Genomic DNA, 19,907 nt, shown 5'->3' on the forward strand with positions numbered 1-19,907 from the left:
AGCCGGGCCGGATCCAGGTCGGGGTTGACCGCCCGGTCCGGGGCGGCGCGGTACAGGAGGGCGGCGGGCATGCGTCCCAGCCTAGACAGGGCGACACGGCTCGGCGGGGGAGTTTCCGGGCGGGGCCGAGGCGCCCCCGCCGCGACCGCGACCTCCCCGGCCCGCGCCGGCGCCCGGGTGCCGGCGCGGGTGGTTCGGGATCGGGCCTTCCGGGTAGGCGGCGGGGAGCCGGTCATCCGGCCGGTTCCAGGAGAGGGGCAGGTCATGTCACACCGTCAGCAGGGTGACAAGAACGAGCCGCTGGCCGACGGTTCGGTACCCGCCGAGGACGACGCGCGCCTGCGCCATCCCGGCGACGACGCGATCGACGGGATGGACGACGGGTACGGGGCCGAGGTCAGCGCCGAGGACGTCCGGGTGGACGCGGAGACCAGGGCGGCGACGCTGTTCCCGCACCGGCCGATGTGAGGCGCCCGGCCGTCGGGTTCGGCGTACTAGTTGAAATGAAAATCGTTTCCATATAGCGTGGGCGGGGTGACGCCTGAAACCGACAGCCATCGCGCCCCGGTCACGCTGCTGGCCGGCCTGCGCTCCCGTGCCACCGTCGCCGTGTCCGCGCTGCTCACCGACGCGGACCCGACGCTGCTCGTCGTCGCCCACGACCTGACGGACGTCGGGGCGGGCGTCGTGCGCCGGATCGTGTACGACGCCGCCGGGATCGTGGAGGTCGAGGCCGTGCCGCTGCGGTACGGGTGCTCCGCCTGCACCGTGCGGGACGCCACGCCGGCCGCGCTGGTCCGGCTCGCGGGCGCGTACCCGGGCCGGCCGCTGCTCCTGGCCCTCCCGGAGGCCGTCGAACCCGAACCGGTCGCCGAGGCCATCGCCCGCTGGCACCCCGCGCCGTTCATGCCCGGGACGCCGCCTTCGCCGGCGATACCGCCCTCGGCGGGGGCACCGGACGCACCCGAGCCCCTGCCTGCGGACCCGCCCACGCCGCCCGATCAGCCGGTGCTCCATTCGATCGTGTCCGAGCCGCCCTCCGTCACCGTCGTGCCGCGCCCCGGCGCCGGGCCGGCCGATCCGCCGGCCGGCTCCGCCCCGGGCGCGCCCGACGCCCCCACCGTCACCGTCCGCTCCGTCATCACCGCCGTGGACCCCGAGCTCCTGCTCGCCGACCTCGGCACCACCGACGACCTCGCCGACCACGGCCTCGCCGCCGGCCCCGGCGACCACCGCACCCTCGCGGAGGTGATCGCCCGCCAGGTCGAGTACGCGGACACCGTCGTCCTCTGCGCCGCCCCGGACGCCCCCGACGACCTGGTCCTCACCGCCGCCGCAGTCCTGCGCGGGCTGGCCCCGTGGGCCCGCCTCCTCCAGGAACCCGGGGGAGCGGGCCTGCTCCGGACCGGCCGGCACGACCTCACCGCCCCGGGCACGGTCGCGCGGGGGCTGGAGGGGCTGCCGGTCGGGGCCGACTACACCGAGCACGGGGTGACGGGCACCGTGTTCCGGAGCCGGCGGCCGTTCCATCCCGACCGGCTCAACGACGCGCTCGGGCCGGTGACCGACCAGGCGCTGCGGACCCGGGGGCACTGCTGGATCGCCACCCGGCCCGACCTGGCCCTGGTCTGGGAGTCGGCGGGCGGCGGGCTGTCGATCGGCGCGCACGGGCCGTGGCTCGACGCGCTGCCCGAAGACCGGTGGGCCCGGGTCAGCCCGCAGCGCCGGGCGCTCGCCGCCGCCGACTGGAACCCGTACTACGGCGACCGGCGGACCGAACTCGCCTTCGTCGGCCTCGGGCTCGACGTCGCCGCCCTGCACCGCACGCTCGCGTCGTGCCTGCTCACCGACGCGGAACTCTCCGAGGGGGAGGACGGCTGGCGGGTACTCGTGGACCCGTTCGCGGAGTGCTTCGAGTACGCGGTACCCGACGAGTCCTGAGGGGTTCGATCCGCGCGGCCGGACATGGCGGAGGGCCCCTCCGGAGAAGGGCCCTCCGCGTCGGACCTACGCCAGGCCGACGGACTTCAGCCACTCCTTGGCGACCTTGTCCGGGTCCTGCTTGTCGACCGACACCTTGCGCATCAGCTGGGTGAGGGTCGCGGTGTCGAGCTTCGGCGCGATCGAGTTCAGGACGGTGCGGGCCTTCTCGCCCACCGCCTTGTTCACGATCGGCGTCACGTTCTGGGCGCCGAACAGCGCCTTCGGGTCGTCCAGCGCGACGAAGTCGTTGACCTCGAGCGCCGGGTCGGTGCTGAACAGGTTCGCCGCCTGGATGTCGCCCTTCTTCAGGGCCGAGACGGTGACCGGGCCGGCGACGTCGAGCGACCGGAAGTCCTTGAACTCCAGGCCGTAGACCTCCTTGAGGCCGACGATGCCCTGCCGGCGGGTCTTGAACTCCGGCGGGCCGCCGATCACGAGGTCCTTGGCGACGGGGCCCAGATCCGCGATCGACTTCAGGTTGTACTTGGTGGCCGTCTCCTTCGTGACCGTCACCGAGTCCTTGTCCTCGGCCTTGGCCGAGTCGAGGAGCTCGACGGCCGCCGGGAGCTTGCCCTTCAGCGCCGTGTTCACCTCGGCGGTGGTGGCCGCCGCGTTGGTCTTGTCGAGGTAGGACAGCAGCGCCCCGTTGTACTCCGGCAGCACCGACAGCCCACCGGACTCCAGCTGCTTGTAGATGACCTCGCGGCTGCCGATGTTGAGCTTGCGCTCGACCTTGACGCCCTTGGCCTCCAGCGCCGCCGCGTAGATCTCGGCGAGCAGGACGTTCTCCGTGAAGTTCGCCGAGCCGACGATGACGGTGCCGTTGTCAGCCGGCTTGCCGCTGTTGTCGACCGGGTTGTCGGTGTTCCCGCCGCAGGCGGCGAGCGCGAAGAGTGCGAGCAGCGTCAGGACGGCGCCGCGCATGTTGCGGACCATTACTCTCCTTGTGTTCTTTTCGCGATGAGGCTTCTCACCGCGACGAAGGCGCCCTCGGTACCGAGGGCCAGCCCCACGACGATCACGGCGCCGCCGACAAGGGCGGGGTAGTCGCGGCGCGCGAGACCGTCGAAGATGTAGCGGCCGAGCCCGCCGAGCCCCACGTAGGCGGCGACGGTGGCCGTGGACACGATCTGGATGGCGGCGGTGCGCAGCCCGGTCATGATCAGGGGCATGGCCAGCGGCGTCTCCACCTGCCACAGCACCTGGCCGCCGCGCATGCCCATGCCCCGGGCCGCGTCGACCGTCTCCCTGGGCACCTGGCGCACCCCGGCGTAGGTGTTCACCAGGATCGACGGGATCGCCAGCACCACCAGGGCCACGATCACCGGCAGCAGGCCGATCCCGCTCAGGGTCACGACGAGCACCAGCACGCCGGCCGTGGGCAGCGCGCGGGCCGCGTTCGACAGGTTCACCACGAGGAAGCCGCCCCGGTTGGTGTGCCCGATCAGCAGGCCCAGCGGGATGGCCACGGCGGCGGCGATCAGCAGGGACAGCGAGGTGTAGTAGAGGTGTTCGAGGAGCCGGTTGGGGATGCCGTCGGACCCCGTCCACTGTTCCGGCTGCCCGAACCAGTGCCAGGCGACGCTGAAGATCCTCATCGACGGCTCCACGGGGTCAGCAACCGCTGGGTCAGGACCAGCAGGGTGTCGGCGACCAGCGCCAGCACGACGGTCAGCACGATGCCGACGAGGATCGGGGTCAGGAACGCGCGCTGCAGACCGTCGGTGAACAGCTTGCCCAGCCCGCCGAACCCGATCAGCGCGCCCACCGACACCAGGCTGATGTTGGACACCGTCGCGACCCGCAGGCCCGCGATCACCACCGGCAGGGCGATCGGCAGCTCGATCTGGAGCAGCCGGCGCACCGCGCCGAAGCCCATCGCCACCGCCGACTGGCGCACCGACTCGGGCACGCCGCGCAGCCCGTCGACCACGTTGCGGACCAGCACCGACAGCGTGTACACGGTGAGGGGGGCGATCACGGTGGTGATCGTGAGGCCCGTGAAGTCGAGCATGAAGATGAACAGGGCCAGGGACGGCAGCGCGTACAGCGCGCTGGTGGCGGCGAGGACCACCCCGTACAGCCGGGGCCAGCGGGCACACGCCACGCCCAGGGGCAGCGCGATCAGCAGGCCGTAGAGCACGGGCGGGACGGCCATCGACAGGTGTTCGAGGAGCAGGTCGCCGAAGTAGCCGAGGTGGTCGAGGACCCAGGGCCAGTTCACGGGGTGCTCGCGTGGATGGTGGCCAGCGGGACCGTCCCCACCAGCCGGCCGTCGGCGTCCACGGCGACCGCGAGGCCCGCCGGGGACATGATGGCGCTGTCCAGGGCGCCGCGCATCGAGTCCGCGTCCAGCCGGAACACCCGACCGACCGGCGTCACCGCCGCCCCGGACACGTCACCGGTCCCCGGCAGGTCCGCCGCCTTCGCCCAGCCCAGCGGGTGGGTGTGCGGGTCGCAGACGAGCAGCCACTCCGAGTCGTGCTGGGTGGCGAGCTGCCGGGCCCGGTCCACGGGGGTGTGTTCCGTCACAGCGGGGCCGTCGGAGGGGGTCAACGCGGCCGCGGACACCGTGGACAGCCGGCGCAGGCCCCGGTCGGTGCCGAGGAAGTCGTCCACGTACGCGTCCTTCGGGGCGGCGAGCAGGCGCTCCGGCGTGTCGTACTGCACGAGGCCGCCGCCCGGGCGGAACACCCCCACCTTGTCGCCCAGCCGGATCGCCTCGTCGATGTCGTGCGTGACGAACACGATCGTCTTGCGCAGGTGGGTCTGGAGGGCCAGCAACTCGTCCTGCAGGGCCGCGCGGACCACCGGGTCGACGGCGCTGAACGGCTCGTCCATCAGCAGCACCGGCGGGTCGGCGGCCAGCGCCCGGGCCACCCCGACCCGCTGCTGCTGCCCGCCGGAGAGCTGGTGCGGATACCGGTTGGCGTGCTCGGCCGGCAGCCCGACCAGCTCCAACAGCTCCAGGGCCCGGGCCTTCGCCTTCTTCCGCGACCAGCCCAGCAGCAGCGGGACGGTCGCGATGTTGCGGGCGACGGTGCGGTGCGGGAACAGGCCGGCCTGCTGGATCACGTACCCGATCTGGCGGCGCAGGGTCGGCGGGTCGGAGTCCTGCACGTCCTTGCCGTCGATCAGGATCCGGCCGCCGGTCGGCTCGATCATCCGGTTGATCATGCGCAGGGTGGTGGTCTTGCCGCAGCCGGACGCACCCACCAGCACGGTGATCCTGCCGGTGTCGATATCGAGGTCGAGGTTGGACACGGCGACCGTACCGTCGGGGAAACGCTTCGTGACCTGCTCGAATCGGATCAAGACCCGCCCCCCGGGACCGTGAACAAGACGATTCATCGTATTCGGAGGGTGTGACAAGACCAAGCAGGTTCCGTATGTAGATCAGGTATGCGCGTGCGGTGTCCGGGTTTGCCGCTGTTTGGCGCCCGCAGCCGGGTCGCGCGGGTGTGTATCGTCCGCTGGTGGCCGTCTACGCGCTCCTCGTCGGGATCGACGCCTACCCGGCGGCGCCGCTGCGGGGCTGCGTCGCCGACGTCCGTGCCGCCGCCGCCTTCCTCGCCCCGGCCGCCGACCCGCGGATCCTGCTCGACGCCGCCGCCACCCGGGCGGCACTGGTCGACGGCTGGCGCGGCCATCTCGCTCAGGCCGGCCCCGGTGACAGCGCCGTGTTCTGGTTCAGCGGGCACGGCCGGACCCGGCCGGTGCGCCGGGCGTACGAGCACCTCGAACCGTCGGGGGAGTCGCAGAGTCTGGTCACGGTGGACAGCGCGGACGGTACGGTGCCGGACCTGCTCGACCAGGAGCTCGGCCTGCTGATCGGGGAGGTCGCGGCGCGGGGCGCGCACGTCGTCGCGGTGCTCGACTGCTGCCACTCCGGCGGGGCGACCCGGGAGGTCACGGAGCGGGTGCGCGGGCTGCCCCGGCTAGCGGGCCCGGCGTCGCCCGAGGACCTTCTTCCGGGGGTACTGGCGCGCCCGCCCGCGCCCGACTCGCACGTCCGGCTCGCGGCGTGCGGGGAGTTGCAACTGGCCTTCGAGGACGAGGTCGACGGCGGCGGGTACCGGGGGCGGTTCAGCCACGCGCTGCTGGCGAGTCTCGGGACGCTCGGCGGGGCGTCGTACCGGGACCTGACCGCCGCCGTGGCCGCCCGGATCGAGCGGCGCCCCGCGCCCGGCCGGCCCCGGAGCGGCCAGACCCCCGTCGTGTACCCGCCGCTGAGCCCCCTCGTCGACCAGCCCTTCCTCGGCGGGGTACTCGCGACCGCCCCGACCCCGGCGACCCTCCGCTACTCGGCCGACGGCTGGCAGGTCGACCGGGGACTGTGCCACGGGCTGGAGCCGGCGCGCGACGGCCGGGGCGCGGAGTTCACCGTCCACGTCCCCCCGGGCACCCCGCCCACGGCCCATCCCGCCGGCCCCCACCAGGCTCCCGCCGGTTCCGCGCCCCACCCGCCGCCGACGATCCCCGGCACGGACAGCACGCAACGACGGGTGCGCGCCCACCTCGTGGAGCCCGACCGGTCGCTCGTGCGACCCCTGGGCTGGGAACCGGAGACAGGGACGCCGTATCCGGTGACCCTCCGGGGGCTGCCGCTCGCGCTGCTGCGCGTCGACGTGGGCGAGAGCCCCGAGCTCGTGGACGCCATCGGCCGCTGGGCGCCGTCCGTACGCCCCGTGGGGAGATCCGAGGCCGAGCTGAGGATCACGGGGACCGCCCACGCGTACCAGCTGACGGATCTTCGGGGTTGGGCTCTGGCCGCGCCCGGGCCCGCCGCGCACGTCGCCCGGCAGCTCGAACACTATGCCTGGTGGCGGCAGTTGCGCGCGCTGAAGAACCCGCTCGGGTCCCGGCTCGCCGGCCTCGTCGACCTGTGCGCCGCCCCGGCCCCCGGCGCGCCCGCCCGGCCCTGGACCCCGGACCGGCCGGTCCACCTCGCCTACCGGGGAGCCGGGCCCCCGCAGGTCCACCTGTCCCTGGTCAACCGGTCGGACACTCCACTGTGGTGCGTGCTGCTGGACCTGACCGACCGGTACCGCAGCCACGCCGGCCTCTTCCCCGGCGCCTGGGTCGGGCCCGCCCCGCACCGGGCCGCCGTGCTCGACGGCGAAGCGGTCGCGTTCAGCCTGCCCCCGGGGCGCGCGCTCCGGCCGGGGGCGCGCGCCACCGACTGGCTCAAGCTGATCGTCTCGGAGACGCCGCTCAACCCGGGGCCGTTCGAGCTGCCGGCACTCGCGGAGGCGGGCAGACACCCAGGAAACACCATCGGGGGGTACCTGGACCTGGGGGCGCTCGGCGGCACCCGGGACGCGGGGCCGGCCGGCGGGCGGGTCGGCGACTGGGGCACGGTGACGGTGGAGGTGCGCACGATCGTCCCGTGAGTCCGTGAGTCCGTGAGTCCGTGAGTCCGTGAGTCCGTGAGGCCGTGAGGGCACGTGGTGGCCACGCTCCCGACCGAGGGGCCACGCGTGGCGGCGGCGCCCGACCACGGTGGAACCGGGCTCACCGGCCCAGGTGGGTGAACCCGGCCCAGCCGATCAGCCGGTCCGTGCGCCCGACCGCGAGCGCCGGCGGCACCGCCACCCCCCGGTCCACGGCCGGGTCCGTCATCCAGATCTGTGCCCGCCGCAGCGCCTCGGCCGGCCCGACGCCCGCGCTCAGGTAGTGGTGGAACACGAACATCAACAGCGAGGTCACATCGTCGGGTACCCGCCACAGCGAGCCCACCGCCGTGCGCGCTCCGGCGACCAGGAACGCCGTGGCCAGGGAGTACGCGTCGTCGTGACCGTGGCCGGACACGTGCGTGGCGCACCCGGCCAGCGCGACCAGGTCCAGGGCCCCGCCCGCCCCGGCCAGCGCGGCCAGCCGGTCGGCCGCCAGGGCGCCGCCGGCCAGGGTCAGCTCGGCCCGGGGACTCGCGGTGGCGTGGCAGGCCAGGTGCAGCAGGCCGGCGTCGGGATGGGCGCGCAGCCAGTCGAGGACCTCGCGGGGGGTGCCGGCGCCACCCGCCCGGCCGTCCGGGTGCCGGCCGAGGAACGTCGCACCCGGGTGGAACGCGGCGTGCACGGCCGCCGCCTCCAGGCCCGCGCCGGGCAGGTCGCCGCCCGGGTCGCCGACGATCAGGGCCGGCGCGCCGGGGCGGCCCGGGGGTCTGCCGAGGACGTCGACGAGGAGGCGGGCCGAGGCGGCGTAGGAGATCACGGCGTCGTGCAGGGCGTAGCGGTGGCCGGTGGGGCCGGTGGCGTGCCGGGTGCGGGCCGCGTGCCAGGGGACGAGGCCGAGTTCGCCCATCGGGACCAGGGCCAGGCGGGGGACGCGCGGGAGGTCGAGGCCGCGGCAGTGCGCGAGGAGCGGACCCATCGCCGCCTGCCAGGCCCAGTCGCAGAGGGGTTCCAGGGCGCCCTCGACCGTGGCGGGGCGGTGCGGACGGGCGGGGCCGGCGTCCCGGTCGGTGCGGGGGTCGCGGTCTTCGGGATTTCCGGACGGTGACGGCCAGGGCCGGTGTCCGCCGCCGGAAGGGTCGAATCCGCCATCGGATGGGTGGGCCGCCGGCGGGAGGTCCGGGTCGGGCGGGTAGGCCTCCGGCCGGGTGTACTCGACGTGGTAGCCGGCCTCCGCGAGCCGCGCCGCCAGGTAGCCCGCGACCTGCGGCGCCCCCGTGTACAGCCCGGGCAGCGCCACCAGGCTCGGCCGCCCCCGCGCGGGCACGACGAGCGCCGTCCCGCCCCAGTAGCTGGTCCGGGGCACGAGGTAGACGAGCGCGTCGACGCCCCCCGACCGCAGCGCCGCCCCGATGTCGGCCGGATCGGGCGGGTCCAGCAGCCGGCCGGCCCCGGAACCGCCGGTGAGGGCCCGCAGCACCCGGTACCGCAGGTCGGTCGGCACGTCGCCCGGCTCCGGCGCGGTCCGCCGCCACTCCTCGGCCAGGTCCGCCTCACCGGCCCCGAGCAGCTGGGCCGGGATGTCGCCGGTCACGGTCGCCGAGTGCAGCACCAGCCCCCGGCACGCGTCCAGCGCGGTCACGGCCTCGGCGTACGCGCGGTCGGCCAGGCACCACGCGGCCACCTCCAGCGCGTTGTCGACCACGGACCGGGCGGCGAGCGCGGCGTCGGCCGTACCCGTCTGCAACAGCACCCGCCAGGCGTGGCCCCGCAGCGCCCGCAGCCCGATGGTCCGGCCGCGTTCCGCGTCGCCCCGGCCGGCCCGGAGCCGGTGCGCGCGGGCCAGGTTGAGCTGGGTGCCGAACCACAGGTGGTGCCCGGGGTCGGAGAGCTGGTCGGTGGCCTCGGTGAGCCAGCGCACGGCGAGGGCGATGTCGGCGGGGTCCCGGCGCGCCTCGTACCGCATGGCGTGGCAGCTGCCCAGCCCGGCGGCGGTCCGGATCCGGTCCTCGTCGCCGGGCGGGGACAGCGCCAGGGCCTCCTCCAGCATCGTGACGGCCTGGTCGAGAGACCCCGGGTCCTGGAGCACCGCCGACGCCACGGCCAGCGCGCCGCCGCCGTTGGTGAGCATCGCGGCCCGCTCCCGGTCGGTGAGCTTGCCGGCCCGGGCGGATCCGACGACCCGCTCGGCGGCCCGCAGGCACGCGTCGCGGTCCACCGGCCGGTCGGCGCGGAACTCGATCACGGCCCGTTCGATCTCGGCGACGCCCAGGCAGTTGGACAGCACCGGGTACGTGACGTCGTTGCGGGGCAGCGCGGCCACGCACTCGCGGAGCAGGTCGACCGCCTCGCCCAGCTCGACCGGGTCGCCCCGGTGCTGGCCGCGCACCGACAGCATCGTCGCGTAGTGTCCGCGCAACTGGAGGCGGGTGTAGTCGGTCAGCGCAGGATTGTCCTTGCGGGTGCGGAGCAGCTCGATGGCCGCGTCGATGTCCGCCCCCGACCGCAGGTACTGGTGCCGCACGCTCATCATCGAGCCCAGCAGCTCCTCCAGCGACGTGCGGCTCGGGTGCCCCGGCGGGCACAGCGCCAGCGCCTCCTGGACGAGCCGCACCGCCTCGGCCGTCCGCTCGGGGTCGCCGTGCGCCGCGTGGGTGCCGAGCACGCTGGCCAGCGCGGCGCGGACCCCGATCTGCCAGTTCGCGTCGTCGGGGCGGACCGGCAGCGCGTCGCGGAGCAGCCCGATCACGTACTCGTGGTCGTCGACCGGTTCGCCGCGCAACGCGAACTGCAGGTGCAGCGCCGCCAGGTGGTACCCGGCGGTCCGCCGCTCGTCGCCGTCGGGCAGCGCCTCGTACGCGGCCGTGAGCCGGGCCAGCTGGTCCACGCCGTCGTCCACCCGGAACAGGGCCCGCAGCCGGGGCGGCACGTCGGTGACCTCCCCGGCGGGGAACCCGGTGACCTCGGGGTCGGTGCGGGCGTCCACGTTCCAGTCCCGCCAGGCGGCGAGGGCCTCGGCCAGTACCCGGCTGTTCTCCTCGTTCCGTTCCGGCACTCCGCCGCTGACCAGCACCATGCCGCGCAGGATCAGGAACACCGGCCGGACCGGTGAGTCCGCCGGCACGTCGCCGAGCAGGGCCTCGATCTCGGCGAGCAGGGGCGGGACCTGCTCGTCGGCCGCGAAGCCCCGGTGCGCGGCGAGCCGGGCGAGGGCGAGCTGCACCCGGACGTGCAGCGGGGCGGCCGGGCCGGCGCAGGCCCGTTCGAGCAGCGCCACCGCCGCGCGGGCGTCGTCGACCCGCTGGTGCACCCACGCCCGGTCGCCGAGCGCGGCGGCCCGCACGACCAGGACCTCCGCGACGTCCTGGTCGGCCGCCGCGAGGTGCCGCGCCGCCGCCTCCAGGTCCTCGGGGTCCTCCTTCCGCTGGTACCGGGTGTACAGGGCCATCCCGAGCAGCCGGTGCACCCGGGGCGTGGGCGTGCCCTGCCGGGCGGCCATGCCCCGCAGCCAGCCGAGGGCCCGGCCCAGGGCCAGCTCCGGCATGTCGGGGCGGACCCCGGGCGTGCCGGCCAGCAGCCGGTACCGCCGCCAGTACAGCTCCGCGAGTCTGTTCTCCGCGCCGGTGCGGTCGGGGCCGGACAGGTCGGCCAGCGCGCGGCCGATCGCGGCGTCGAGCCGGTCGAGGGCGGGGTTCGCGGCGGACCGGTGCATCCACCGAGCATGCCGAAGCGGCGCGCCCGGGGACAACCCCGGCCACCCGGTCCCCGTGAGTGAACAGGGCCGGCTCCGGCGCCTTTCCGCAGGCCACAGTGGTCGTTTCCGGTCCGCCGTGGACGGACGCCGGCCGGCTTTCCGGGGGATTCCTCCCGGGCGTGCCGAACGGGGCGATCCTTGGGTAAGTTAGCTGTCTCCGACCGCTTTCCGTGATCGCCCGGACCACGACCCCTGGAGAGAGCGTGCCTGAGCTGAACGAGTCCGCAGTGGAGCCGGCGGCCTTCGAGGAGGAGGTCGCCGAACCCGGCGCCCCGGACCCGCTCGACCTCCGCCTCGGCCGGATCGAGGCCGCCCTCGGTGACGTCGCCGCCGCCCGGGAGCGCACCATCGACCGGCTGCACGAGGAGAACCAGCGGCTCCGGGTCGGCGAGCGCCAACTGCTGCTCCGGCCCCTGGTCACCGACCTGCACCGGCTCCGCGACGACCTGCTCCGCCAGGCCGGCGCCCTGCCCGGGGAGATCACCCGGGAGCAGGCCGCCGCGCTGCTGGCCTCCTATGTGGTGAGCGTCGAGCAGACCCTGGAGCGGTGCGGGGTGCGGGTGCTGACGGCCGCGCCGGGGGACCCGTACGACCCGTACCGGCACCGGGCCGTGGGGACCGTGCCCGCCGCCGGGCCCGAGGGGGACGGGCTGGTCGCGGAGGTGCTCGGCGACGGGTACCACGACGCGGTGGCCGACCGGGTCGTCGCGCCGGCCGCCGTGCGGGTCGCCCGCTGGACCCCGCCGGCCGGGCCCGGAGCGACCCCGCCGGCCTAGCCCGACCCGATCCCGCGGGCCCGGCCCGATTCCGACGGCGGAGCCCGACCACCCCCGACAGCCGCCGACCGGCCCAGACGAGCCCCTGACCGGCAAGGAGAAGGACCATGACCGACGAGACCGACGTGTACTGCGGCATCGACCTCGGCACCACGTACTCCGCCATCGCCTACGTCGACGAGACGGCGCGCCCGACCATGGTGCGCAGCCTGATGGAGAGCGAGGAGACCACCCCCTCCGTCGTGTACTTCGAGAGCGGTAGCGACGTCGTGGTCGGCCGCACCGCGAAGGAGTACGCCCGGGTCTACCCGGACCGGGTGGTCTCCCTGGTCAAGCGCTCGATGGGCCAGGAGCGGCACTGGATCGTCGACGACGTCGAGCACACCCCGGAGTCGATCTCCGCGCTGATCCTCAAGCAGCTGGTCCAGGACGCCCGCGCGCACACCGGCCGCGAGGTCCGCAAGGTCGTCATCACCGTCCCGGCGTACTTCGGGATGCTGGAGCGCGACGCGACCCGCAAGGCCGGCGAGATCGCGGGGCTGGACGTGATCGGCATCGTCCCCGAGCCGGTGGCCGCCGCGCTCCAGTACGAGGTGGCGACGGGTGCCGAGCGCACCGTGCTCGTCTACGACCTGGGCGGCGGCACGTTCGACACCACGGTCATCCGGATCACCTCCGACGCGATCGAGGTGCTCTGCACGGACGGCGACCAGCAGCTCGGCGGCGCGGACTGGGACGCGCGCCTGGTCCGGTACCTGCTGGGCGAGTTCACCGCCCGGGCCGGGGTGGACGAGGACCTGGCGGAGGACGACCAGTTCATGCAGGAGCTGGTCAACACCGCCGAGAACGCGAAGAAGCGGCTGTCGCAGTCGAGGTCCGCGCCGATCCCGCTGCGGGCCGGCGGGGTGCCGGTGACCGTCGAGCTGACCCGGGAGATCTTCGAGGAGCAGACCCGGGACCTGCTGGACCGCACCATCGAGTACACGAAGCGGACGCTCGTGAAGCTCGCGGAGAAGGCCCCCGGCGTCACCGTGGACGAGGTGCTGCTGGTCGGCGGCTCGACGAAGATGCCGGCCGTCGCCGAGCGGCTGCGCGCCGAGTTCGGCTGGGAGCCCCGGCTGCACGACCCGGACCTCGCGGTGGCCAAGGGCGCGGCCCGGTTCGCGCTGAACCGCTCCGTGTGGGAGTGGGACACCACGAAGGGCGCGCCCGCCCAGACCCCCGCCCAGCGCGAGGAGCGGATCGCGGACCTGGCCCGGCGCACCGGCCTGTCGGCGGAGACCATCGCCTCCGTCGCCGGGAAGCGAATCACGAACGTGCTGCCCAAGGCGTTCGGCGTGAAGCTCGTGGACACGGCCGTGCCGCGCTGGGCGGACGACGTCGAGGCCGCCTCCTACATCAACCACATGGTGCACGCCGACGAGGCGCTGCCCCGCACCGCCCGGCTGGACTCCTCGACCATCGTGCCGAACCAGACCGAGGTCCTGATCGAGCTGTACGAGCAGGCCGGCTCCGAGGAGAGCCGCGACCTGGCCGCCAACAAGGCCGTCGACCACGGCTCCGGCCTGATCTCGGGCCTGCCGCCGATGCCCGTCGGCTCGCCGCTGGACATCGCGATGACCGTGGACGACGAGGGCCTGCTCACGGTCACCGCCGTCGAGCCGAGCACCGGCAAGGACCTGACCATCGAGGTCCGGGTCAGCGTGCTCAGCCAGGCGGAGGTCGACCAGGCCAAGCGGACGGTCGCGGCGATCTCGGTCCGGGGCTGACCCGTGCCGTTCGATCCGGTCGGCTACGAGAGGGAGGTGCTCCGGCCGCTGCGCAAGCTGCTCGGGGCGCTCCCCGGCGACCTGGTCACCCGGTACGCGGTGGAGCCCGGCATGGACTCCGCGCAGCTGGAGAAGCACCTGCGCGCCGTGCGGGCCCTGTGGAACCGCAAGCAGGCCAACGGGCAGACCAGCCTGGGCCGGGTCTGCCAGCGGATGATCAGCGCCGACGAGGAGCTGAAGCGGACGGCCGGCGCGCGGATGACCGACCCGGCGTGGTGGCGCGAGCAGGCCCGCGACTACGAGGGCCGGCTCAAGCCGCAGCACGACCAGCTGGTGACCGACATGCGCGCCTCGTACGGCGGCTCCGGCCGGATCACCCGCACCCAGCTCGAGATGATCGCCGGCACCCGGGCCGAGCTGGGCGCCGACCGGGTGCGCCGGGCCGCCGTCGACGCGGGCCTGACCGTGGTCGACGGGGTGGACCTGCCGGCCGAGCCGGGCCTGGACCGCACGGCATGGGCCGACCTGCGCGAACAGCTGCGCACCGCGCACGCCCGGACCGTGGTGCACCTGCTGCACCCGGAGCTGACCCGGCCGTTCGCGCTGGTCCGCCTGTTCGAGGTGCCCGGCGCGCCGACCCTGCGGCTGGACGGGGCGACCCTGCGGCGGCGGGCCCAGGACGCCGAGCGCACCGCCGACTCCCCGGCGGTCCGGGCGACGAAGGCTGCGCTGGCGATCCTGCGCACCGCCGCGGACCGGGGCCTGGACCTGCGGACCCTCGCGCTGTACCACGTGGTCGAGGTCGTCCGGTCGATGCGCGACGAGGGCATGCCGGAGGCGCTGCTGGTCACCGAGGCCGCCGGCCTGGGCCTGACCAAGGACGACGCCGGCCTGCTCGTGGCCAGCCTGCCCCCGGGCAGGGCCGCCCCGGCCCGGCCCGCAGACCGGGTCCGCGAACTCCTGGCCGCCGGGGAGCTGGCCGCCGCCCGGTCCGAGCTCGCCGCGCTGGCGACCACCGACCCGGAGCACGGGGCGGTCACCGCCCAGGTCCGGGCGGCCACCGACCGGCTGGTCGCCCTGCTGCACGAGGCTTCGGCGGCGGCGACCGCCGGCCGGGAGACCGAGGCCGAACGGCTGCTCCGCGAGGCGGCGGCCATCGACGCGGCCGACAGCGCGCTCGCGCTCCAGCTCCGCCGGCTGCCGGTGGCCGCCGCGCTCGACGTCACCGCGATCCCGGCCGGGGGTGTCGTCCGGCTCGCCTGGCGCGCGCCGCTGTCGGGGTCCACGGACCTGCGGTACCGGGTGCTGCGCGCCGAGGACCGGCCGCCCGCGCACGAGCGCGACGGCGTGGTGGTCGCGGACACGGCCGCCGCCCGGGCCGAGGACGCGCCGCCGGTGGCCCGCAGGTTCCGGTACGCGGTGTTCGTCGCCGCCCCCGACCGCGCCTGGTCCCGGCCGGCCGGTTCCGGGGAGGTGGAGCTGCTGCCCCCGGTCGTGGACGTGCGGCTCCTCGCGCACGCCGACCACGTGGCCGGCTCCTGGCAGGCGCATCCCGGCGCGGTCCGGATCGCGCTCACCCGCACCGTCGGCCGCCCGCCCGCCGGGCCCGCGGACGGCACGCCCGTCCCGGTCACCGGTTCGTCCTTCATGGACTCCGATGTCACGGAGGGCGTGGAGCACTTCTACGGCCTCACCGCCGTGTACCGGGCCGCCGACGGCACCGAACGCCCCGCCCCGACCGTGGTCGAGTCCGTGGTGCCCCGGGGCGCGGCGACCGCCGTGGCCGACCTGGACGCCGTGCCCGTGACGGTCGCCGGCCGGGCCCTGCTCCGGTTGTCGTGGTCCGGCGACGGGGAGGTGGTGCTCCGGCGGTCCGGGGCCGCCCCCGGCTGGCCGGTCGGCGAGACCGTCGAACTCACCACCATGCGGGGGTACGGGCAGCCGGTCACCGGCCACCGCCGGCACGACGGCGGCCGGTCGGTCCTGGACACCGAGGCGCCCAACGGCCACCACTTCTACGTGCCGTTCGCGGTCGGCGGCACGGGCGCGGTCGTCGGCCGGCCGGTGGCCGTGGGCCTGAGCACCCCGGTCCGGGGCCTGCGCGCCCGGCGGTCGGGGGACCGGGTGGTGGTGTCCTGGGAGTGGCCGGAGGACGTCGGGCTCGCCGAGGTCACCTGGACCACCCCGGAGGGTACGACGACCCGGCAGCTGAGCCGGGCGCAGTACGCGGACGGGTGCGTGCTGCCCGTCGGGGCCGGGGGCGGCACCGCCGAGGTGCGGGGCATCGCGGTCGGGCCGCACGGCCGGGCGGTGTCCCTGCCGGTCGCGGTGGCGGTCTCCGGACTGCCGGCCCGGCTGTCGTACGCGATCACCCGCCGGCCCGGCCTGCGGCACCGGCTGTCCCGGGAGCGGATCGTCACCGTCCGCGCGGACCGGGCCTGCGCCGGACTGGAACTCGTCGTCGTACTCGCCCCGGGCATCGTGCTGCCGTCGACCCCGGAGCAGGGCACGCCGCTGGCGCACTGGACCGGGGAGCTGGCCCCGGGCGGGACGGCGGAGTTCGCCTTCGAGCTCCCGGCGTCGGCCCGGGCCCCGTACTGGCTGCGGTGCTTCGTCACCCGGCCCGCCGACGTCGTGGCCGTCGACCCGCCGCTCGCCCAACTGAAGGTCGCCCGATGAGCCGCACCGCCTGCCCGTACTGCTACCACCGGATCGCCTCGCACCGCCTCTGGTACCAGTGCACGGGGCGCGGGGTCCCCGGCCGGCAGGGCTGTGCCTCCGATGTGGACACCGCGCGCCAGGCCGAGACCGGGTTCCAGGGCCGCAGCCGGCCGGCGTACGGGCCGTCGCTGCCCGTCGGGCCGGCCCCCGCGAAGGCCCCGTGCCCGGCGTGCGGGGGAGAGTCGGGGATCCGGGTCTGCCCGTGCTGCCACACCCCGCTGTCGCCCAACTTCGCAGGCTCGCGCAGTCCGCTGATCGCCATGGTGGGCGCGAAGGGCACCGGCAAGACCGTGTACCTGACCGTGCTCGCCCACGAGCTGCGGGCCGGCCTGCGCCGCCGGTTCGGGGCCGACGTGCGGCTCTCCGGCGACCGGCAGGGCGACGCGGCCTCCCCGCTGGCGTGGCTGCAACAGAACGTCGACGCCGTGTACGACGACCGCCGGCTGTTCGCCCAGACCGCCCAGGCCCAGGCGGGACGGCGCGAGCCCCTCGTGTTCGAGTGGCGGCAGGAACACCGCCGGCTCGGCCGTACCAGTCTGCGCACGTCCTATCTGTCCTTCTACGACACGGCCGGCGAGGACCTGACCACCCAGAGCAACGCCGTGGAGCTGGCCTACCTCGGGGCCGCCGACGCGCTGATCCTGCTGCTCGACCCGTTCATGCTGCCCCAGGCCCGGCAACGCCTCGGCCTGCCCCGGGCCGCGATGACCTCGGAGGAGGCCACCCTCGACGTCGTCGGCCGGGTCACCGACGCACTGCGGGTCAGCCACGGCGTCAAGCCCCGCAAACGGATCCCGATCCCGGTGTCGGTCGCGTTCGCGAAGATCGACGGCCTGTTCGACCTGCTCGGCCCCGACCACCCGCTGCTGGCCACCCCGCCGCCCGTGCCCCACTACGACGAGACCGCAGGCCAGGACACCCACGAACGGATCCGCGCCCTGCTCGACGAACTCGGCGCGGACAACCTCGACGCGCACCTGCGCCTCAACTACGAGACCTTCCGGTACTTCGGCGTCTCGGCCCTCGGCGCGCCCCCCGACTACGAGGCCGGCGTCGTCGACCCGGGCGGGGTCCGGCCGCACCGGGTCGACGAACCGCTGGTCTGGCTGCTCGGCGGGTTCGGGGTCGTGCCGGTCGGGAGGAAGTGATGGACACCCTCGTCTACACCGACTGCCGGCCCGGCCAGGGGCTGCGCGGCACCGCCGGGCTCCAGTTCCAGGCGAGGTCGCCCGGCGCGGACACCGAGGCGATGGCCCTCGTCCAACGCGCCCTGCTGTACGAACCGCCGCCCGCCTGGATGCGCGAACGCCGCCCCGTCGCCGACTACCCGACCTCCCTCGCGCACGTCTCCGACGGGATCCTGGCCACCGCCAGCGGCGTCTACCTGGGCCGGGAGGCCAACGGCACCCGCGAGGGCAACCAGCTCACCCACGCGGTCGTCACCCGCGACCCCGCCGACTACGGGCCGGTCCGCCCCGCGCAGCTGTTCGGCGCCCCGTTCTGGCGCACCGCCCCCGTGGACGGCACCGCCAGCCCCGTCGTCGAGGCCGCGCCCGGGCCGCTGGACGCCGAGACCGTGCGGGACTTCGTCCGGAACCAATCTGAGGGGGTACGCCGGCTCGGCACCCTGCTCGCGGCCCTCCGCGCGCTCGGCACCCCGGGCGCGCGCCGGGTGCTGTTCGTCGCCGACCGGCCCGGCCCGGTGCTCACCTGGCTGGCCGCCGGCACCCTGCTGCTGCCCCAACGGGTCGCCCTCGGGATCGGGTTCAAGGTGTTCACCACCAACCCGGCGTACGCCGAGCAGCCCGTGCTCGCCGTGCACCCCGACGCCGGCCCGGTGCCCGCCGACGACTACCTCGTGTTCGACCTGGTCCGCGACGTGTGGGCCGACGGGCCGGTCGACCCGGTCGCCCGGGACTGGGCGGGGCTGTTCGCGGCCGGGGACCCGTACGACGTGACCGACGCGGTGGAGATCGCCGCCGGGTCGGGGCTCGCGGCCGGGGCGGCGCTCGCGCTCGGGGCGGCGGCGGTGCTCGGGGTGCGCCCCGCCGGGGAGCACCTGCCGGCCGTGGTGCGCTGGCTGACCGACGGCGCCCCGGAACTCGTCGAGGCGTACGGCGCGGCCGTCGTGGACACCGTCGCCGCCGACGTGACCGGGTGGGCCGCCGCCGTGCTCCGGGATCTGGACCGGGTCACCCGGGACGGGCGGTTCCCGGGGCGGGCGGCGGACGTGCGGCTCGCGCTGCTGGACGCCGAGGCGCGGGAGGCGGCGGCCACCGGGTCCGACCGGGGACCGGGGCCCGACCCGGAGTCCGGTGCCGCCACTCCCGAGCCCCTGGACCCTCTCACCCGCCACGAGTGGACACCGAGGGACGACGGCCGCGCCGCCGACGTCCTCGCCCGGGCCCTCGCCGGCGCCCACGGCCCCGCGTTCGACGCCGTGCTGCGGACCGCGACCCGGTTCGGCCTCCCCGCGCCGGTCGACCGCGTGCCCGCCGACGTGGCCCGGTTCGTCACCCACTGGGACCAGGCCGGCGACGTCTACGACCCGGCGCTGTGGCCCGACGGCGCGCACCTCACCGATCTGCTGTGCGACCGGCTGCTCGCCGTCCTCGACCGCGCGCCGGACCGCGCCGACGCCCTGGGCGACCGGTGGTGGCGCCGGCTGATCGGCCGGGTGGTGGACCCCGCGAGCCCGCTGGACCGGGCCGTGATGGGCGCGGCGATGGCGGGCGGCTCCGAGCGGTACCGGCTGGAACTGCTCGGTTTCGACCTGGACAAGGCCCGCGGTGACCGGGACGCGGCGGGGGCGGCGTGCGCGGCCCTGTGGCGGCGGGTCACGCCCACCGCCGCCGAACTGGAACTGGTCCGCGACCGGGCCCCCGTCGGTACCCGGATCGGCCCGTCCGCCGTCGACCGGCACGTCCGCGCGGCCCGGGCCACCCCCGCCGGGCTGCGGGCCGCCATCGTCCTCGGCCACGCGCTCGTCGACCGGTCCCTGGTCCCCGAACCGGGCCCGGACCTCGACGGACTCCTCGCCGACGAGGCCACCCTGCGCGGCGTCACCGACGGGATGGCCGCCCCGGAACTGCGCACCGACGACATCCTCGGCCGGCTGCGGTCCGTGGCCGTCGACGTCGTCGCCGCGCACGAGCCCGAACTGGTCGCGGCGATGCTCGACTGTGGCCGGCCGGCGCTGGTCACCCACCTGCTGCTCGACGTGCCGACCGGCGTCCGCGCGCACTACTACCAGGAACTCGCCGCCCGGGTCACCGCCGACGGCGCGCCCCCGGACGTGCTGATGGCGGCCCTGCTGCGCGGCGGCCGGCCCACCGTCCTCGACCAGGCGCTGGCGCACTGGCTGACCCGCGCCGACGAGCCCGCCGTGTCCGCCGTCGCCGGGGAACTCGCCGACCTCGGCGACCAGCACCGCGCGGCCGACTGGGCGACCTGGGCGGCCGAGACCCGACGGAGCCGCGGCATCCGGCGGTTCCTGCCCCGGAGGAGGTGA

Annotated in this window: 13 protein-coding genes; 8 read left to right on the forward strand and 5 right to left on the reverse strand. The window is 75.6% G+C overall.

The genetic code is table 11. The annotated features are described in order from the left end of the window. The first annotated feature begins 264 nt into the window (after window positions 1-264). Together AB0M43_RS22025 and AB0M43_RS22030 are read left to right on the forward strand one after the other, a co-directional pair. Complete coding sequence (locus AB0M43_RS22025; RefSeq protein ID WP_363727465.1) at window positions 265-468, forward strand: hypothetical protein; 204 nt, start codon at window positions 265-267, stop codon at window positions 466-468. Between the two features lie 66 nt (window positions 469-534). Then, window positions 535-1,941 carry a GTP-binding protein gene (locus AB0M43_RS22030; protein WP_363727467.1) on the forward strand — a complete coding sequence of 469 codons (1,407 nt, stop codon included), beginning with the start codon at window positions 535-537 and terminating at the stop codon, window positions 1,939-1,941. A gap of 66 nt (window positions 1,942-2,007) precedes the next feature. Here the strand turns inward: AB0M43_RS22030 and AB0M43_RS22035 are convergent, their stop codons facing one another. From AB0M43_RS22035 to AB0M43_RS22050, 4 genes are read right to left on the reverse strand one after another with little or no spacing between them, the layout of a single operon-like run. After that, complete coding sequence (locus AB0M43_RS22035; protein WP_363727469.1) at window positions 2,008-2,919, reverse strand: ABC transporter substrate-binding protein; 912 nt, start codon at window positions 2,917-2,919, stop codon at window positions 2,008-2,010. Then, window positions 2,919-3,581, reverse strand: a complete 663-nt coding sequence (locus tag AB0M43_RS22040; RefSeq protein WP_363727471.1) for an ABC transporter permease — start codon at window positions 3,579-3,581, stop codon at window positions 2,919-2,921. The genes AB0M43_RS22035 and AB0M43_RS22040 overlap by 1 nt, the downstream gene beginning before the upstream one ends. Beyond that, the gene (locus AB0M43_RS22045) at window positions 3,578-4,207 is read right to left on the reverse strand and encodes an ABC transporter permease (protein WP_363727473.1); all 630 of its coding nucleotides are present in this window, start codon (window positions 4,205-4,207) and stop codon (window positions 3,578-3,580) included. The genes AB0M43_RS22040 and AB0M43_RS22045 overlap by 4 nt, the downstream gene beginning before the upstream one ends. Continuing rightward, entirely contained in the window at window positions 4,204-5,298 is a 1,095-nt protein-coding gene (locus tag AB0M43_RS22050) for an ABC transporter ATP-binding protein (protein WP_363727475.1), read from the reverse strand. Before AB0M43_RS22050 ends, AB0M43_RS22045 begins: the two co-directional genes overlap by 4 nt. Window positions 5,299-5,459: 161 nt before the next feature. On the opposite strand from AB0M43_RS22050, the gene AB0M43_RS22055 reads away from it, so the two are divergent. Then, the gene (locus AB0M43_RS22055) at window positions 5,460-7,376 is read left to right on the forward strand and encodes a caspase family protein (protein WP_363727477.1); all 1,917 of its coding nucleotides are present in this window, start codon (window positions 5,460-5,462) and stop codon (window positions 7,374-7,376) included. A 121-nt stretch (window positions 7,377-7,497) separates the two neighbouring features. Here AB0M43_RS22055 and AB0M43_RS22060 read toward each other — a convergent pair whose 3' ends face one another. Then, entirely contained in the window at window positions 7,498-11,088 is a 3,591-nt protein-coding gene (locus AB0M43_RS22060) for a CHAT domain-containing protein (RefSeq protein WP_363727479.1), read from the reverse strand. A 245-nt stretch (window positions 11,089-11,333) separates the two neighbouring features. Here AB0M43_RS22060 and grpE point away from each other — a divergent pair, with 245 nt between their 5' ends. The 5 genes from grpE (at window position 11,334) to AB0M43_RS22085 (ending at window position 19,907) form a co-directional block, all read left to right on the forward strand. Then, on the forward strand, window positions 11,334-11,906 hold the full coding sequence (grpE, locus tag AB0M43_RS22065; protein WP_363727481.1) for a nucleotide exchange factor GrpE: 573 nt from the start codon (window positions 11,334-11,336) through the stop codon (window positions 11,904-11,906). A 107-nt stretch (window positions 11,907-12,013) separates the two neighbouring features. After that, entirely contained in the window at window positions 12,014-13,675 is a 1,662-nt protein-coding gene (locus AB0M43_RS22070; protein ID WP_363727483.1) for an Hsp70 family protein, read from the forward strand. 3 nt (window positions 13,676-13,678) lie between these two features. Then, window positions 13,679-16,354, forward strand: coding sequence for a hypothetical protein (locus AB0M43_RS22075; RefSeq protein WP_363727485.1), 2,676 nt, complete (start codon window positions 13,679-13,681; stop codon window positions 16,352-16,354). Then, window positions 16,351-17,544: a hypothetical protein gene (locus tag AB0M43_RS22080; protein WP_363727487.1), complete on the forward strand. Its 1,194-nt coding sequence runs from the start codon at window positions 16,351-16,353 to the stop codon at window positions 17,542-17,544. Before AB0M43_RS22075 ends, AB0M43_RS22080 begins: the two co-directional genes overlap by 4 nt. Then, the gene (locus tag AB0M43_RS22085; RefSeq protein WP_363727489.1) at window positions 17,544-19,907 is read left to right on the forward strand and encodes a GTPase-associated protein 1-related protein; all 2,364 of its coding nucleotides are present in this window, start codon (window positions 17,544-17,546) and stop codon (window positions 19,905-19,907) included. The genes AB0M43_RS22080 and AB0M43_RS22085 overlap by 1 nt, the downstream gene beginning before the upstream one ends.

Source organism: Longispora sp. NPDC051575, assembly GCF_040681875.1.
Lineage (GTDB): Bacteria > Actinomycetota > Actinomycetes > Mycobacteriales > Micromonosporaceae > Longispora.

What these genes read in the sequence shown, in the direction of transcription:
- AB0M43_RS22035 (WP_363727469.1), bottom strand. Translation starts at nt 2,919, where the DNA reads ATGGTCCGCAACATGCGCGGCGCCGTCCTGACGCTGCTCGCACTCTTC.
- AB0M43_RS22025 (WP_363727465.1), top strand. Translation starts at nt 265, where the DNA reads ATGTCACACCGTCAGCAGGGTGACAAGAACGAGCCGCTGGCCGACGGT.
- AB0M43_RS22040 (WP_363727471.1), bottom strand. Translation starts at nt 3,581, where the DNA reads ATGAGGATCTTCAGCGTCGCCTGGCACTGGTTCGGGCAGCCGGAACAG.
- AB0M43_RS22085 (WP_363727489.1), top strand. Translation starts at nt 17,544, where the DNA reads ATGGACACCCTCGTCTACACCGACTGCCGGCCCGGCCAGGGGCTGCGC.
- AB0M43_RS22070 (WP_363727483.1), top strand. Translation starts at nt 12,014, where the DNA reads ATGACCGACGAGACCGACGTGTACTGCGGCATCGACCTCGGCACCACG.
- AB0M43_RS22060 (WP_363727479.1), bottom strand. Translation starts at nt 11,088, where the DNA reads ATGCACCGGTCCGCCGCGAACCCCGCCCTCGACCGGCTCGACGCCGCG.
- AB0M43_RS22080 (WP_363727487.1), top strand. Translation starts at nt 16,351, where the DNA reads ATGAGCCGCACCGCCTGCCCGTACTGCTACCACCGGATCGCCTCGCAC.